This is a genomic window from Flavobacterium sp. GNP011 (assembly GCF_056428925.1).
In genome coordinates this window covers 63,050-79,997 of record NZ_JBWJVJ010000012.1, presented here as the reverse complement: position 1 = coordinate 79,997, position 16,948 = coordinate 63,050, and the positions used below count along the sequence as shown (strand labels likewise).

The following is a 16,948-nucleotide window of genomic DNA, read 5'->3' as shown; positions in this document are numbered from 1 at the left end:
AAAAACATCCAATAAACGATTAAACAATAATTTGTGAACACAGATTTTTTAAAATACCAAGCACAAACTTCACCCTATCCGCTAGGCATGGAGGTGTCACACGCTATAGGGTCCTACATCTACGCAACAGATTCTAGAAAATACCTAGATTTTGTAGCAGGGGTATCAGCCTGTGCCTTAGGTCACCAGCATCCTAGAGTCAACCAAGCCATAAAAGATCAATTAGATAAATATTCGCACGTAATGGTATACGGCGAATATTCTCAAAGTCCAGCTGTAGCTTATTGTAAATTATTAGCCTCATTATTACCAGCACCTTTAGACAAAACCTATCTGGTTAATTCAGGTACAGAGGCCATAGAAGGAGCCTTAAAACTAGCCCGAAGAACTACAGGAAGAAGTCAATTGATTTCGTGTCACAACGCATATCACGGCAATACCATGGGTTCTATGAGTGTCATGGGATTTGAAGAGCGCAAACAAGTCTTTCGCCCGTTGATCCCTGATGTGGAGTTTATCACGTTTAATGACGAAGCTGATTTACTTAAAATAACGCACAAAACAGCAGGAGTATTATTAGAAACCATTCAAGGTGGAGCGGGATTCATTCAACCCCACAATGACTATCTCAAAAAAGTGAGAGAACGCTGTAATGAAGTAGGTGCCATGATGATTCTGGATGAAATTCAACCAGGTTTTGGTAGAACTGGAAAACTTTTTGGGTTCCAAAATTACGATGTTGTACCTGATATTGTTGTCATGGGAAAAGGCATGGGTGGCGGAATGCCTGTTGGTGCTTTTACAGCTTCATCAGCACAAATGGATCTGCTAAGTGATAATCCAAAGTTAGGACACATAACTACCTTTGGAGGACATCCTGTCATAGCGGCAGCCTGTTTAGCTACTTTGCAAGAAATTACGGAAACTAATATCATGCAGGAAGCCCTTGAGAAAGAAAAATTATTTAGATCGCTTTTGGTACATCCTTTGATACAAGAAATAAGAGGTAAAGGATTGATGCTAGCCGCCATGACTAAAAGCCCTGATATCACAAACGAGGTTATTTTAAAATGCCAAGATAGAGGACTTATTTTATTCTGGCTCCTATTTGAAGGATGCGCTATCAGGATTACACCTCCTTTGACTATTTCGGAGGAAGAAATACGAGAAGGTTGTAGCATTATACTAGAAGTGATGGATGAAATGATGAATAAAAATTAATCTTTAAATGCACGATTAGGATCCACTCCTATTTTCCGTTTTAACTAAAGTATTTTTTTGTTAATTAAATTGTTCACAACAATTCTAAATTACTCTCACAGTACACCCACGATTACCTAATTTTAGTTAGGCTAAATTAAAAACACAAAGTATGCAATTAAGCAACGAAGAAGAAGATTATAACTTATCCTTATCAAAATTTGAGTCCATGTTGAAAACCAACAAGGTATTCTTTTTCGACTCCGAAGAATTTGAAGAAATTATCCTTCATTATCTGGATATGGGCAAAGCCACTCTGGCAAAAAAAGCCCTCAAATTAGCTTTGGAACAACATCCTAAAGCAACAGGGCTTAAACTCGTGCAAGTCGAGATGCTTGTGTATGATGATAAATTAGAACTCGCTGAAAAAATATTAAATGAGTTGTATGCTATTGAACCCAATAATGAAGAAATATACATTCAAAAAGCAAATATATGCTCTAAAAGAGACCAACATGAAAAAGCGGTTGAACTGTTAAAAATTGCACTTAAATATACAGATGATCTGGCAGATGTGTATAATTTAATAGGCATGGAGTATTTGTTTATGGATAATTTTGAATTGGCAAAAACCAATTTCATCAATTGTCTTGAGGAAGATCTTGAAGATCAATCAGCGTTGTATAACGTGGTATATTGCTTTGAATTTTTGGATCAAAATCAAGATGCAATTCAATTTCTAAAAGAATACATTGACAAAAATCCGTACAGTGAAATTGCTTGGCATCAACTTGGGCGTTTGCATTACAGCGTAAAAGAATATGAAGAAGCCATACGTGCTTATGAATACGCAACGCTGATAGACGACGAATTTGTAGGCGCTTTTATGGAAAAAGCCAAAGCATACGAACGTCTAAAAAATTATGAAAAAGCCGTTGAAAGTTACAGCAGAACTATTGAGTTAGATGATGCAACTTCTTATGCGCTTTTGCGAATGGGAAAATGTCATGAAAAACTGGGCAATACCGCTCTAGCACTCAAATATTATAATCAAACTGTACATGAAGATCCTTTACTAGATAAAGGCTGGATTGCCATAACTGATTTTTATGTACGTCAAAAAAACTATCAAAAAGCACTCTATTTTGTAAACAAAGCCCTTGCTATTGACAATCAAAACAAACTGTATTGGAAACGTTTTGCAAGCATCAACAAAAAAATGGGATTTTTTGAAGAAGCAACCTTTGGATACAAAAAAGCCGTTGAATATGGAGAAACAAGCCTTGATGTTTGGCTTTTTTGGGTAGATATTTTACAATTTCAAGGAGAATTCATGCCAGCTGTTCAAACACTTTTGCAGGCTACCGAATATTATCCTGAAGAAAACGAAATTGAATACCGATTAGCTGGTTTATATTATTTACTAAACGATACAACGAAGGCAAAATTTCATTTGAGTAATGCCTTACGACTCAATGCAGCCAATTCAAAGTTATTAAAAAATTCTTTCCCATCTGTTTGGGAGAAAAAATCAGTGCAAAACCACATCAAAAAATATACTGGTACAAATGACGGAGAGTAATACAAGACGTTTTGGGTTAGTAGGACGTAACATCAGTTATTCTTTTTCTAAAAAATATTTTACTGAGAAATTTGCTGCGACAGGTTTTGAGGGTTGTACTTATGAAAATTTTGACATTCAAGACATTCAAGATTTTCCAACAATTCAGTTTGAAAACAAAGATATACAAGGACTTAATGTAACCATTCCGTACAAAGAAACGGTTATTCCTTATCTAGATTCCTTATCCAAAAAAGCTGCGCTTATAGGTGCCGTAAATACCATTCGAGTTACAAAAAAAGGCAAACTAAAAGGATACAATACTGATTATTTTGGCTTTAAAAAATCCCTGATACCCTTACTGCAACCTCATCACAAGAAAGCCTTAATTTTAGGCACAGGTGGAGCTTCTAAAGGCGTTGCTTTTGCTCTTGATGAGCTTGACATTCCGTATGTATTTGTATCTAGAAAAGCTACTGAAACAAGCATAAGCTATGACCGAATTAATGCCACTACATTTGATAATTACCACATTATTATTAATGCTACGCCAGTAGGTACAAGCCCAAATACTGACGCTTTCCCGCTACTTCCCTATTCGTTTTTTACAGAGAAACACATTGCCTACGATTTGATTTACAACCCCGCAGAAACACAATTTTTGAAAAAAGCTGCTGCACAAGGCGCTCAAACAAAAAATGGCTTAGATATGCTTATTTTTCAAGCTGAAAAAGCGTGGAAAATTTGGAATAAGTAAAAAATAATCCAACTAAATTTTTTTTTTAAAATCAAGCTGTTGAGAGTTTTACATCCACTTTTAGACGCTTCTGTTTAAAAAATTTTCTGTAATATACTAGATCCCTAGCCCAGATGGAAGCGGCATCCTTTAGGATCCTGATTTTTTCAGGATTCTAAAGATATAGCGTACAGCTAGAAAAAGCTCCTAATTAAAACCATCATTTGATGTATGATTAATAAAATGGCTTGTATATTTTGTATTTTGGTAAGGCTTTACTACCTTTCGGACTCAATATTATTTAGAAACCTTATACATTTAAAAAAATGTTAGAAGAAAAGAATGACAACCTGGATCAACATCAAGAAGATGCAGATGGAAATGGTACCGAAACAATCTTGAATGCTACTACTGCACCTCCTGATGATTTAAGTGAACTAACGCAACCCGAAGCTGTACTAATTGAAGCTGATGCCACTACTGCAATAGATGCTATTGCTGCTAGTAATGCAGAGGAAAGCGAAGATGAAACGTTGAAAGAGCGCCATGAAATTCCTATGAAGGATTATGATGCACTTGCACTTGAGGAGCTTGTTGAGGAACTTAAAGGTTTTGTTTCTAGCGATAAAGCTCTTGCCTACAAGGATCATATTGAAGAAATAAAGAAAGCTTTTTTAGCTAAATACAACCACTTAGTTGAAGAAAAGAAAGAGGAATTCCTTGCAGAAAATCAAGATCCTACTGAAGAGTTTGAATACCACTCTCCATTAAAGAGTCAGTTTGATAAATTATATTCACAATTTCGTGAGGTAAAGAATGCTCATTTTAAAAGCTTACAAACTAACTTAAAAAATAACCTAGAAAATAGACTTGCTATTGTTGAGGAATTAAAAGAACTTATAAATCCGCAAGCTAATATCAAGGACACCTTAAAACATTTTAATGATTTAAGAGAGCGATGGAATAATGCAGGGGCTATTCCTAAGGATAAGTACAACCATGTGTGGAATAATTATCATTTTCATGTTGAAAATTTTTATGATTATTTACACCTTGATCGTGAAGCGAGAGACCTGGATTTTAAACACAACCTGGAATTAAAACAAAAAATTGTTGCCCGTGTTGAAGAACTGGTTCTTGAAAAAGATGTTAATAAAGCTTTTAGAGAATTACAAGATTTACATAAAATCTGGAAAGAAGATATTGGTCCTGTTTCAAGAGAACACCGAGATGCAATCTGGAATCAGTTTAGCGATTTGACTAAAAAAATGCACGATAAACGTGAAGTTTTATTTGAAAATCAGCGTGCAGTTGAGTTGGCTAATCTAGAAAATAAAAAAGCCATAATTGCTCAAATTGAAGTTCTGGCTACTGAAAAAGTGAATGCTCACTCGCAGTGGCTAGGCCAAATAGAAAAGGTTGAGGCATTGCGCACTGCTTTTTTCTCGGCTGGAAAAGTTCCTTCAGAAGTTAATGAGGAAACTTGGAGAGCTTTTAAAAATGCGGTACGTAATTTTAATTCTTTTAAAAATTCTTTCTATAAAGACATTAAAAAAGATCAAAACGACAATCTTGCTAAAAAAACTGCACTTGTAGCAAAAGCAAAAGCACTACAAGAAAGCACTGATTTTGCTGCCACTACACCTATAATGAAGCAAATTCAAGAGGAGTGGAAAGAAATAGGTCATGTTCCTAGAAAGTATTCGGACAAAATATGGAAAGAGTTTAGAGAAGCTTGCAACCACTATTTTGAGCACCTTAAAGAACATAAAAAAGAAGAAAACGGTGAAGAAGTTGCTGCATTTGAAAGTAAAAAAACATATCTAGAAAAACTGAGAGATTTTCAACTTACAGGTGATCATAAAACGGATCTTGATGCTATAAAACTTCATATTGAAAACTGGAAAGGTTTTGGAAAAGTGCCTTTTGCTAGAAGACATATTGAAGGGAAATTCAACAAAATTCTAGATGCTCTTTTTGAAAAATTAAGCTTGAGTAAAAAGGATACTGACATGATGCGTTTTGCTAACAGAATGGATCAATTATCTGAAAGTAATGATTCTAGAAAACTAGACAGCGAGAAAATTTTCATTATGCGTAAAATTGAGGAAGTACAGAATGAAATTTTCCAATTGGAAAACAACATTCAGTTTTTTGCCAATACTCGTAATGCTAAGAAAGAGAATTCAATTGTATTAGAAGTTCGCAAAAACATTGCCATTCATAAAGAAAGTCTTGATGTATGGAAAGAAAAACTAAAGCAATTAAAAAATATTAAAATAGAAGAATAGATTTTTATCCACAAGGTAGTAAACCCCAATCCAATAGGATTGGGGTTTCTTGTTTTTATGACGTTTCTACATGATAATTATCATTTTTATCTTGATAGACTCGCCCTACTTTTGGTGTGACAAAATGTTCAATTATGAAAAATTCTTTGATTCAAAAATATAATGTACCCGGCCCTAGATACACTAGCTACCCTACCGTTCCTTACTGGGACGAGGGTGATTTTACTAGTAATTTATGGATTCAAACGTTACAACAATCATTTCGTAAAAGTGGTCCTCAAGAAGGTCTTAGTTTGTACATTCACTTACCATTTTGCGAAAGCTTATGTACTTTTTGTGGGTGTAATAAGCGAATTACAAAAAATCACGCCGTAGAACATCCATACATTATGGCCGTTTTAAAAGAATGGACTTTATATTGCAATTTATTGGGCGAAAAACCTACAATCAAAGAAATACATTTAGGCGGTGGTACACCTACTTTTTTTTCGACTCAAAATTTAGAGGACTTAATAAATGGTATTTTCATGCATGCCAATAAATCTGTAGATCACGAATTCAGTTTTGAAGGGCATCCTAACAATACAACCTATGCTCACTTACAAAAACTATATGAGCTTGGTTTTAGAAGAGTAAGTTTTGGGGTGCAAGATTATGCTGAAAAGGTTCAGAAAGCTATTCACAGAGTACAACCGTTTCATAATGTAGCAAAAGTAACTTTCTGGGCAAGAGCTATTGGGTATACATCAATAGGTCATGATATTATTTATGGGTTACCGTTTCAAGAAATTGACGATGTAATAGATACTATTGAAAAGACAAAATCCCTTAAACCAGACCGATTGGCATTTTACAGTTACGCGCACGTGCCTTGGATAAAAGGAAATGGGCAGCGCGGTTTTAATGACGAAGATTTACCACAAGATGATAAAAAGAGACAATTGTATGAAACTGGTAAAGAATTATTATATGAGAATGGGTATCATGAAATAGGGATGGATCATTTTGCATTAAAAACTGATGCGCTTTACATCGCTTTTCAAGAAAAAACATTACACCGTAATTTTATGGGATATAGTGCTTCAAAAACTCCGTTAATGATAGGTCTTGGCGTATCCTCAATAAGTGACAGCTGGTATGGTTTTGCTCAAAATGCTAAAAACTTAGACGATTACTACCAAATGCTTGAATGGGATAGACTACCTGTTTTTAGAGGTCATATCTTAACTCATGAAGACCTCATCATTAGAAAACACATTTTAAATTTAATGTGCCAATTTGAAACTTCTTGGCATGATGCTTCATTATATTTTGAAGAACTGCCCGAAGTATTGGAGCAGCTAAAAGAAATGGAAAAGACGCTCTTATCGTTATACATGAAAATAGTCTCGTAATCACAGAAAAAGGAAAACCTTATATTCGAAATATAGGAATGGCATTTGACTTAAGATTGAAAAGAAAAGCGCCAGAAACAGCTCTTTTTTCAATGACAATTTGATACCCACTTTTACAAAAAAATAAAGCACGCTTAAGGCGTGCTTTATTTTTTTTATGATAAAACATGTTAATTAATGACAAGTGGCATTAGATTGAATAAACAAGCTCATTGTAGACGGCGATACGTATGGAATACCCAAACCTAAACCGCGCAAAATAAACAAGCATCCCATAGTTATCGTAACATATGGAATCATTTTTTGAATTCGGTTTCGCATAGGCAATGTAATATATCCCTGTATTAAAACAATACTACTCATAAGCGGTACGGTACCTAACCCAAAAAGTATCATGTATACAACACCCCAACCTGCATTTTGCATAGCAATAGCTCCAAATAAGGCAACGTAAACCATACCACAAGGCAAAAATCCGTTTAGTAAACCTATTGTAAACAATGACTTGTAACTTTTATTTTTGAACTGTGCTCCCAAAGTTGATTTAATACTAGCCACGAGTTTAAATATAGGCTTAGAAAAATTATATCTAGCAAATAACTTTTCAGGAATAAGTACCACTGTAATCATTGCAATTCCTATCCCTATAGAAAGTTGCTGCTGTATTCCAGCCATAAAAAAACCTTTGCCCACTAAACCAAATACAAATCCTATAGTGCCATAAGCTGAAATTCTACCCAAATGATACGTGATTATTTGTAAAACTCTTTTTGAGGAGTTATTCCTGTCTACAGGTAACATCATAGCAATAGGACCACACATCCCAATGCAATGAAAACTGCTTAATAAACCAAATATAATTGCTGTGTAAAACATGTTGTATTCTTATTGATCTAAGAAATAATGAAGAATATTTTGTTGAAATGATTTCTAGTACTTACCTCACGTAAACCGTTTCCTTTGACAAATATGATTTTCCGTTGTATTGCCATTCCATATTAATGTCCCAACGGCCGCCTGCTAAACTTTTTTTAGGAATGAGCAAAGTTGTAGCATTAGAAAATGAAATAGGAATTTCAAAATCTAATTTTTTATTAGACGGCCTGTATAGAGACACTTTCCCTTTTATTTTACTGGTTTCAAAAGTCTTAGGAAATTCCACTTCTATTCCGTTGGCATTGTTGTTTATAATTGGCCTTTGAGCCAAATCAGCAGCATTTTGAATGCGAGTCATCTCCTCAGCAAAATGAGCATCATGCTTGTAATACTCCTCTACCACCAATTCATTATCATATTTAGAATCAGACTGTACCGTAAATACAAAAAACAAAATGAATGTCATAAACAATCCAAAAGCAATTACTATTCCTGTTCCCCAATTTATTTTCATGTTCCTTTATTTTTATACTATTTAATTGAAACTACGCGGACTTAAAAAACTGGTGGTTGTAGTTTCTATTTTATCATTGCCGTTGTAAACTTCAATTTTTAGATTTGTTTTATCGGTTTCTAAAATATTTTGATTGATTTCTATAAAAAGTGTTCCGCTGTCCATGCTTTGCTTAGACACTTTTAAGTATTGGATCCCTACAATTTTCAAACTTCCTTTGATGCCGACCAATTTAAAATGAACGCTGTCAAGATCTTTACTAGTTTTATTGATCACCTTAAAAGTGTACACATTACTTATATTGTCCCCTTTGTGTTGAAACAATTGCCCTGGCAACCTTAGAATCACAGCCTCAACATCAGTACGAAGGAACAACAAGCCAATTAAGACTCCCGTTAAAATGAATAAAACGGCTGAATACCCTTTCATTCTACTGGTGAATTTGAACTTTTTTTCTTTCTCAATTTCCTCTTCAGATGCGTATCTAATAAGACCTTGAGGCAATCCCACATTATCCATAATAGTATTGCATTCATCAATACAAGCTGTACAATTGATGCATTCTAATTGCGTTCCATTTCTAATATCAATTCCTGTGGGGCAAACATTTACGCATTGTTTACAGTCGATACAGTCTCCTTTTCCGATGGCACTCCTATCCTCCTGCTTATTGAATTTTGCTCTGCCAGCGGTTTTTTCACCTCGAACAAAATCATAAGCTACATTTATGGATTTATCATCTAATAAAACACCTTGTAACCTACCGTAAGGACACGCTATAATACAAACTTGTTCTCTAAACCAAGCAAATATAAAATAGAACACACCAGTAAAAATACCTAATGAAACTAAGGTGCTGATGTGGTTACGTGGTCCCTCCTCAATCATTTTATAAAGGGCATCACTGCTGATGAGATAGGCCAAAAAAACATTGGCAATAAAAAATGATATTATCAAAAAAAGGAACCATTTTAGCCCTTTCTTTCTAATCTTCTCAGCGTTCCATTCCTGTTTATGCAAACGAATTTGAGCGCCTCTATCTCCCTCTATCCAATATTCAATTCTTCGGAAAACCATTTCGAGAAAAATAGTTTGGGGGCAAATCCATCCGCAAAAAATACGTCCAAAAATAACCGTAAAAAGAATAACGAAAACAATTCCGATAATCATAAAAAGAACAAACAGATAAAAATCTTGTGGCCAAAAAGGAAATCCAAAAATAGTAAACCTGCGTTCTAGAATGTTGAACATCATGAACTGGTTGCCATTCACTTTAACAAATGGATTTGCTACTAAGACTATTAATAACAAATAGCTTACCCATTTACGGTATTCATACAACTTCCCGGAAGGTTTTTTAGGATAGATAAATTTTCTATTCCCCTCTTCGTCAATAGTTCCTATGGTGTCTCTAAACGCTTCGTCTGATGAATTTGACATTATTTTAATTTATAAAAACGAGTTTACAAAACTTGGAACAGATGTTCAAACACCAGTCCCAGGATGAAAATTATTTAGCAGCGACTACTGCACTTTCTTCAACCCATACCTCCCCTTCAGATGCTTTTGCATCAGGTGGGTTACTGCCTCTCAAGGACAAGATATAACTAGCCACTTTTTGCATTTCTTTTGGTTTTAAGGTCCCTTTCCAGGATATCATTCCTTTTCCGTCTCTTCCTCCATTTACCAGTGTGTGAAAAACATTCTTTATACCACCGCCCAAAATCCATTGCTCATCGGTTAAATTTGGTCCTATTTGACCACCAGCGTCAGCTCTATGACAAACTGCACAATTCGTAATAAAAATTTCCTTTCCAGCAGCTAAATCTGCTTGTTCTGTCAATAAGGTTACCTTTTTTTCATCCATCAAGTCTGGAGCAGTTTTCATGTATTCTGCAATCTCAATTTTGGCTTGAGCCACTTCCTTTTGAAGTTCCATTTCTTGATTATCTGATCCTAATAGTTCATATCGCACCATGTAAACTACTCCAAAAAGTATACACGCATAAAACAAATACACCCACCAAGGCGGCAAATTATTATCAAGTTCCTTGATGCCGTCATAATCATGATCCAATAACAACTGTCCTTCATAATCAAGAGGCTGCGCTTTAGTTACTTTTGCAAGTAGATTTTTATACCATACCTGATCTTGAAAACGGATGTTTTGTTTTTTAAGCAAAGCTTCTTTTTGATCTTGCGTCAATAATTGGTATGTAATGGTATTAACAGCTTTCCAAGTAATTTCTACTGCAATCAATAAAAAAAGAAATACTAATAAAAACACGGTGACCATTGGGAATTTTATAAATGCAGGTCGATCTCCTGAGTCAATGAAATACTCCATTACCATAAAAACAGTAAAGAAAATTACAGGAACTCTAACGTATACAGGAAAATTATTTTTCATTCTAACTAGTTTAAATACTACAATTAATTATCGCTCAATGGCATCTGGCTTAACTCTTGAATCTTTTCTTTTTTATAAGAGAAAACCCAAAGACCTAGACCTACAAAAAAGAAAAAGAAAATTAATAAAGACAGAATAGGATATATGGCTACACCATCAATGGTCTCCATATTGTGTTTAATTTGTTCAAACATAACTACTATTTTTTTACTTTAATATCAGTACCCAAACGTTGCATATAAGCTATTAAAGCCACTATTTCTCTCTCGTTCATTGGCACAAATTTTTCACCTCTTGCTTCGGCTTTTTTCTTACTTTCTTCGTAGCTTTTTACAAAATCAGGGTCGTTCTTTAAACTCTCTTCGATAGCAATGGCTTGTTTGCGTAAATCATCCAGTCCACCAGCAATTTGCGCAGGAGTGTAAGGAACTCCTAGTGTAGACATAACCTCCATTTTCTTTTGTGTCATGGAAATGTCCATCGGTTTATTATCAAAGAGCCATTTGTAACCCGGCATGATAGAACCAGCAGATATACTTTGTGGATTCCAAAAGTGATTGAAATGCCAGTTGTCATTGTACTTTCCACCTACTCTTAATAAATCGGGTCCAGTACGTTTTGATCCCCATAAAAATGGATGATCGTATACAAATTCTCCAGCTTTTGATTGAGGTCCGTAACGTTCAACCTCGCTTCTAAATGGTCGTACCGATTGAGAGTGACAACCTACACAACCCTCACGGATATATAAATCGCGTCCCTCTAGTTCAAGTGGAGAATATGGTTTTACGCTCGTAATCGTAGGAATATTAGACTTTACCATTATAGTAGGTACAATTTGAATCACACCACCTATTAAGATAGCTACTGTTGCCAAAATAGTCAATTGAATAGGCTTGCGCTCTAACCAAGGGTGGAATTTTTCTCCCTTAACTCTACTTGAACTTATTTTTAGTAACGCAGGAGCTTCGGCGTGTTCGTCTTCTACTTTTGATCCAAATCGAACCGTTTGCCAAATGTTATACACTAATACAAACATTCCTACCAAGTACATCGTTCCTCCAATGGCTCTCATCCAATACATAGGCATGATTTGAGTAACCGTTTCTAGAAAATTACCATAGGTTAATGTTCCATCAGGGTTAAATTGTTTCCACATTGATGCCTGTAAAAATCCCGCAACATACATTGGTACAGTATATAAGATAATTCCCAGCGTTCCTATCCAAAAATGAAAATTAGCCAATTTTGTAGAGTACAAATTACTCTTGGTCATTCTAGGAACTAACCAATAAATCATACCAAATGCCATAAAACCATTCCAAGCAAGTGCGCCTACGTGAACGTGTGCAATAATCCAGTCTGTATAATGTGCAATAGCATTAACATTTTTAAGAGACAACATCGGACCTTCAAAAGTGGCCATTCCATACCCGGTAATTGCTACTACAAAAAACTTTAAAACAGGTTCTACTCTTACCTTATCCCAAACTCCTCTTAGCGTTAAAAGTCCGTTGATCATTCCTCCCCAAGATGGAGCAATTAACATGATTGAGAAAGCAACACCTAAATTTTGTGCCCAGTTAGGCAATGCCGAATATAATAAATGGTGTGGACCTGCCCAGATATAAATAAAAATCAGCGACCAAAAGTGAATAATTGAAAGGCGATACGAATATACCGGACGGTTAGCCGCCTTTGGAATAAAATAATACATCAAACCTAAAAAAGGTGTGGTTAAGAAAAAAGCAACCGCATTATGACCATACCACCATTGAACTAGTGCATCTTGAACACCCGCATAAACAGAATAACTTTTTAAACCAGAAACTGGCAATGCCAAACTATTAAAGATATGTAAAACTGCAACTGTTACAAAAGTGGCCAAATAAAACCAAATGGCAACATATAAATGGCGTTCCCTACGTTTTAGAATTGTACCAATCATATTGATCCCAAAAACAACCCAGATCAAGGCAATTGCAATGTCTATAGGCCATTCTAGCTCCGCATATTCCTTAGATGTGCTGTATCCTAATGGTAAGGAAATAGCCGCCGCAACAATAATTAATTGCCATCCCCAGAAATGCAGATTGCTTAAAAAATCATTAAACATTCTTGCTTTTAAAAGGCGCTGCATAGAGTAATAAATACCTGCAAACATAGAATTCCCTACAAAGGCAAAAATAACAGCATTAGTATGTAATGGTCTCAATCGACCAAAACTCAACCACGAAACTCCATCGGTGATATTTGGGAATAGAAACATAAAAGCAAGAATAAGTCCCACTAACATTCCTACTACCCCAAAAACTATTGTGGCGTAAATGAATTTTTTTACAATTTTGTTGTCATAATAAAACTGCTGCATTTCCATATTTGTAATTATTTTGAAAGTTGTTTATTGATTATTTTTTTGAGTTTCTAGATTTTCTATTTTTAAAGGCTCCTCCTTATTTTTTGTTTCTTTTTGAATTAACTCATCCTCAAATAGCATTCGAACAGAGGGAGTATAATCATCATCATATTGTCCTGTTTTGACTGCTCTAATAAATGCTATAAAAAAACCTATAGCAACTAGAATACTGATGGATATTAAAAGATAAATGACACTCATATTGTATTTTTATTTCAACAAAGTTACTGGGATGCATTCACGTAAAATATGACATTTATCATACTTGAAACATTTGTTAATGAAATGTGAACTTTGTAAATATTTAATGAACTAGTGTTTTCTTTTAGCATAATAATTACTCATTACCGTAACAAAACTGACTATAGTTATGGTACTCAATGGCATAATAATAGCCGCTACAAGTGGTAATAAATTTCCTGTAATGGCAAATCCTAATCCCACTACATTATACAGTAATGACACTAAAAAGCTCATTTTAATGGTGGTAATAGCATCTTTAGAGTACTGTAAAAAGAAATTTAGTTTTTGAAACTCTTCGGCATCTAAAATAGCATCACAAGCCGGCGAAAATACATTCACATTCTCTGAAATAGATATTCCGATATGGCTTTGCGCCAATGCACCCGCATCATTAAGTCCGTCACCTACCATCATCACATTCTTACCCTCGGCCTGTAATGCTTTGATGAACTCTAGTTTTTGTTCTGGTTTTTGATTAAAAATTAATGCTGTGCCTTTCGGCAAAAGAGCTTCAAGAGTAGCTCTTTCTCCATCATTATCTCCTGATAAAATTTTAATTTCGTACTTCTTACTCAAATCTTGAAACAGTTTCGCTAAACCATCTCTATACTGATTCATGAATATATATTTTCCATAATAAACTTCGTTAATAGTAATGTACACAACAGTATTTTCAAGTTCAACTTCACTATCAAAACCTTTATTATCCGTCTCTAAATTTGTATGAAGAACAAAATCTCGTGAACCAATTTTTATATTACTTCCAGCAATTTGAGCCTGAATACCTTTACCAGCTTGTTCTTCAAAATTCTCAACTTTAATCAATTTGGTTTCAGGTAAAAAATCATATAACATTCTGCTCAATGGGTGATTTGAACCTCGTAGCGCATTTTTTATTAGTGTACTGGTTTCTGAATTAATTGTGCTCTCTTGAACTCCCATCCCAATTATTTCGCTAGGTGGCACATACGTTATTTTAGATTTTTTATTGGTAGTTATTGTTCCTGTTTTGTCAAAAACTATGGTGTCTACTTTGGCTAATTGTTCTATAACCAATGCATTTTTAAGGTAAAATTTTTGTTTTCCCAAGATTCGCAACACATTTCCAAAAGTAAATGGAGCAGTCAATGCAAGCGCGCAAGGACATGCTACAATAAGAACAGCTGTAAAAACATTAAAAGCAGTATTGGCATTAATAAAAATCCAATATCCAAACCCTATAAAAGCAATTAACAATAATATAGGAGTAAAATATCGACTGATTTTGTCAGTAATTGTTTTGTGTTTTTGCTCCACATTTTTCTGGAACACATCATTACTCCACAGCTGCGTTAAATAACTTTGAGAGACGGTTTGCAAAACTTCCATTTCTATCATCTTCCCAATTTGTTTCCCTCCGGCAAAAACTTTGTCTCCAGAATGCTTTACAATGGGCACTGCTTCTCCGGTAACAAAACTATAGTCTATCTCTGCTTTTTCAGACAGTAATATACCATCCACGGGAATGAGTTCTTGGTTTCTAATCAGCAATCTATTTCCTTTTTCTACATCATAAATAGGAATACTCAATTCCGTTCCGTCAGGATTAATTTTAGTTATTGCAATAGGGAAATAAGATTTGAAATCTCTTTCAAAACTCAAAAAACTGTACGTTTTTATTTGGAACATTTTTCCAAGGAGCATAAAAAAGATAAGTCCTGTCAAACTATCAAAAAAACCAGAACCATAATCCATTATAATATCAAAAGTACTGCGCACAAACATGACAATGATTCCTAAGGCAATAGGGATATCAATATTGAGCATTTTGGTTTTAATACTTTTGTAAGCAGACACATAATAACCGCTTGCCGAGTAGAAAAAACTAGGCAGCGATAAAGCAAATATTAACCATCTAAAAAAACCTCGATAGTGGTCCAGCCAATACTCCTTAACTTCAAAATATTCTGGAAAAGAAAGCAACATAATATTTCCAAAACAGAAGAAAGCAACACCCAGTTTGTAGGTCAAACTTCTTTCAACAACCGTTTTCCCAGATTCGTAGTTTTCTAAACTTATATAAGGCTCATAGCCTATAGAACTAAGCATTAAAACAATTTCTTTGACAGATACCGTAGCAGAGTTAAAGGTGATGCGTACTCGTTTTTCGGGAAAATTTACCTGTGAAGTGCTTATGCCTTTTTGAAGACGTTGTAAATTTTCCAGAATCCAAATACACGAGCTACAATGTATGTGTGGTATGTTAAGTGAAATAATTGTAGTTTCATTTTCTTTGAATTCCAATAGTTTTGATACAATACTTTCATTGTCTAAAAAATCATATTTACCATTTGTATTTTGCGGTGTTGCTCCAGGTGATTTCTCAAAATCATAATAGCTTGTTAGATCATTTTGATTGAAAATTTCATACACAGTTCTACAACCTGAACAACAAAATTTTTTACCCCCAAAAATTATTTCTTCCGCTTTTATGACATCTAATCCACAATGGAAACAGTTGTTTTTCTCCATAACTTTGCTCATTTTTCCTGAAGCAAAGTACCTAAACGAATGTAAATTAAAATATGATATTTATCATAATAAAAGGCTAGATTTGTAAAATAAAATACCCAACTCATGAGTAAATGCGAACAATGTATCGTGCGCGAATTCAGTTCCTTGAAAGCCCTTACCAAGCAAGAGCTCGTGCAATTATCTGATTGTAAAACATCTCATATTGTAAAAAAAGGAGAAATAATATTTAAGGAAGGAGATACTGTAAACGGAATTTACTGTATTAAAGATGGTGTTTGCAAACTCATCAAGCTTAGCGCCAATGGAAAAGACCATATTGTAAAACTGGTAACCAAAGGTGAATTACTAGGACAAAGATCTATGATAAGTGAGGAACCCGTGAATTTAAGTGCAGTAGCTCTTGAAGATATGCAGGTTTGTTTTATTCCAAAATCAGAAGTGATGGGATATTTTGACAAAAACAACAAGTTCTCTATGAATGTGATGAAAACTATTTGCGGCGATCTAAAAGAAGCCGATGATCAAATGGTTAACCTAGCTCAAAAAACAGTCAAAGAAAGACTTGCCGAAACATTACTGTATTTGCATGATACTTTTGGAACAAATGAGGATGCTTCCCTAAAAGTTCAACTTTCTAGAGATGATTTAGCTAGCATGATAGGCACTGCAACAGAAAGTTGCATTAGACTACTTTCTGACTTTAAAAAGCTAAGGCTCATTGAACTTATTGGAAAAAAAATAGTTTTATTAGACCTTTCAAAACTCAAAAAACTAGCTGAATAATTACTTCCAG

13 protein-coding genes and 1 pseudogene are annotated in these 16,948 nt (G+C 34.6%); 6 read left to right on the top strand and 8 right to left on the bottom strand.

Translation table 11 applies throughout. From position 1 onward, the window contains the following. Positions 1-33: 33 nt before the first annotated feature. From AC061E_RS10860 to hemN, 5 genes and pseudogenes are all read left to right on the top strand, one after another. Positions 34-1,221: an aspartate aminotransferase family protein gene (locus AC061E_RS10860; protein ID WP_478286267.1), complete on the top strand. Its 1,188-nt coding sequence runs from the start codon at positions 34-36 to the stop codon at positions 1,219-1,221. Between the two features lie 151 nt (positions 1,222-1,372). Beyond that, a complete protein-coding gene (locus tag AC061E_RS10855; RefSeq protein ID WP_086453118.1) occupies positions 1,373-2,782 on the top strand; it encodes a tetratricopeptide repeat protein in 1,410 nt (469 codons plus the stop codon). Next, a complete protein-coding gene (locus AC061E_RS10850) occupies positions 2,769-3,518 on the top strand; it encodes a shikimate dehydrogenase family protein (protein WP_478286266.1) in 750 nt (249 codons plus the stop codon). The genes AC061E_RS10855 and AC061E_RS10850 overlap by 14 nt, the downstream gene beginning before the upstream one ends. A 305-nt stretch (positions 3,519-3,823) precedes the next feature. Further along, the gene (locus AC061E_RS10845; protein ID WP_478286265.1) at positions 3,824-5,788 is read left to right on the top strand and encodes a DUF349 domain-containing protein; all 1,965 of its coding nucleotides are present in this window, start codon (positions 3,824-3,826) and stop codon (positions 5,786-5,788) included. Between the two features lie 134 nt (positions 5,789-5,922). After that, positions 5,923-7,286 (top strand): annotated as a pseudogene (gene hemN, locus AC061E_RS10840) (oxygen-independent coproporphyrinogen III oxidase). A 70-nt stretch (positions 7,287-7,356) separates the two neighbouring features. Here the strand turns inward: hemN and AC061E_RS10835 are convergent. From AC061E_RS10835 to AC061E_RS10800, 8 genes are all read right to left on the bottom strand, one after another. Then, a complete protein-coding gene (locus AC061E_RS10835) occupies positions 7,357-8,058 on the bottom strand; it encodes a sulfite exporter TauE/SafE family protein (RefSeq protein ID WP_478286264.1) in 702 nt (233 codons plus the stop codon). Positions 8,059-8,119: 61 nt separating this feature from the next. Further along, positions 8,120-8,572 carry a FixH family protein gene (locus AC061E_RS10830; RefSeq protein WP_478286263.1) on the bottom strand — a complete coding sequence of 151 codons (453 nt, stop codon included), beginning with the start codon at positions 8,570-8,572 and terminating at the stop codon, positions 8,120-8,122. Positions 8,573-8,593: 21 nt separating this feature from the next. Further along, on the bottom strand, positions 8,594-10,012 hold the full coding sequence (ccoG, locus tag AC061E_RS10825; protein ID WP_478286262.1) for a cytochrome c oxidase accessory protein CcoG: 1,419 nt from the start codon (positions 10,010-10,012) through the stop codon (positions 8,594-8,596). 70 nt (positions 10,013-10,082) lie between these two features. Further along, entirely contained in the window at positions 10,083-10,982 is a 900-nt protein-coding gene (locus tag AC061E_RS10820) for a cbb3-type cytochrome c oxidase N-terminal domain-containing protein (protein WP_478286261.1), read from the bottom strand. Positions 10,983-11,005: 23 nt separating this feature from the next. After that, entirely contained in the window at positions 11,006-11,176 is a 171-nt protein-coding gene (locus AC061E_RS10815) for a CcoQ/FixQ family Cbb3-type cytochrome c oxidase assembly chaperone (protein WP_144892684.1), read from the bottom strand. 5 nt (positions 11,177-11,181) lie between these two features. Next, positions 11,182-13,359 carry a cytochrome-c oxidase, cbb3-type subunit I gene (ccoN, locus tag AC061E_RS10810; protein WP_478286260.1) on the bottom strand — a complete coding sequence of 726 codons (2,178 nt, stop codon included), beginning with the start codon at positions 13,357-13,359 and terminating at the stop codon, positions 11,182-11,184. A 24-nt stretch (positions 13,360-13,383) separates the two neighbouring features. Next, positions 13,384-13,599 carry a cbb3-type cytochrome oxidase assembly protein CcoS gene (gene ccoS, locus AC061E_RS10805; protein WP_478286259.1) on the bottom strand — a complete coding sequence of 72 codons (216 nt, stop codon included), beginning with the start codon at positions 13,597-13,599 and terminating at the stop codon, positions 13,384-13,386. Positions 13,600-13,710: 111 nt separating this feature from the next. Further along, a complete protein-coding gene (locus AC061E_RS10800; protein ID WP_478286258.1) occupies positions 13,711-16,152 on the bottom strand; it encodes a heavy metal translocating P-type ATPase in 2,442 nt (813 codons plus the stop codon). A 105-nt stretch (positions 16,153-16,257) separates the two neighbouring features. On the opposite strand from AC061E_RS10800, the gene AC061E_RS10795 reads away from it, so the two are divergent. After that, on the top strand, positions 16,258-16,938 hold the full coding sequence (locus tag AC061E_RS10795) for a Crp/Fnr family transcriptional regulator (RefSeq protein WP_478286257.1): 681 nt from the start codon (positions 16,258-16,260) through the stop codon (positions 16,936-16,938). Positions 16,939-16,948: the final 10 nt, after the last annotated feature.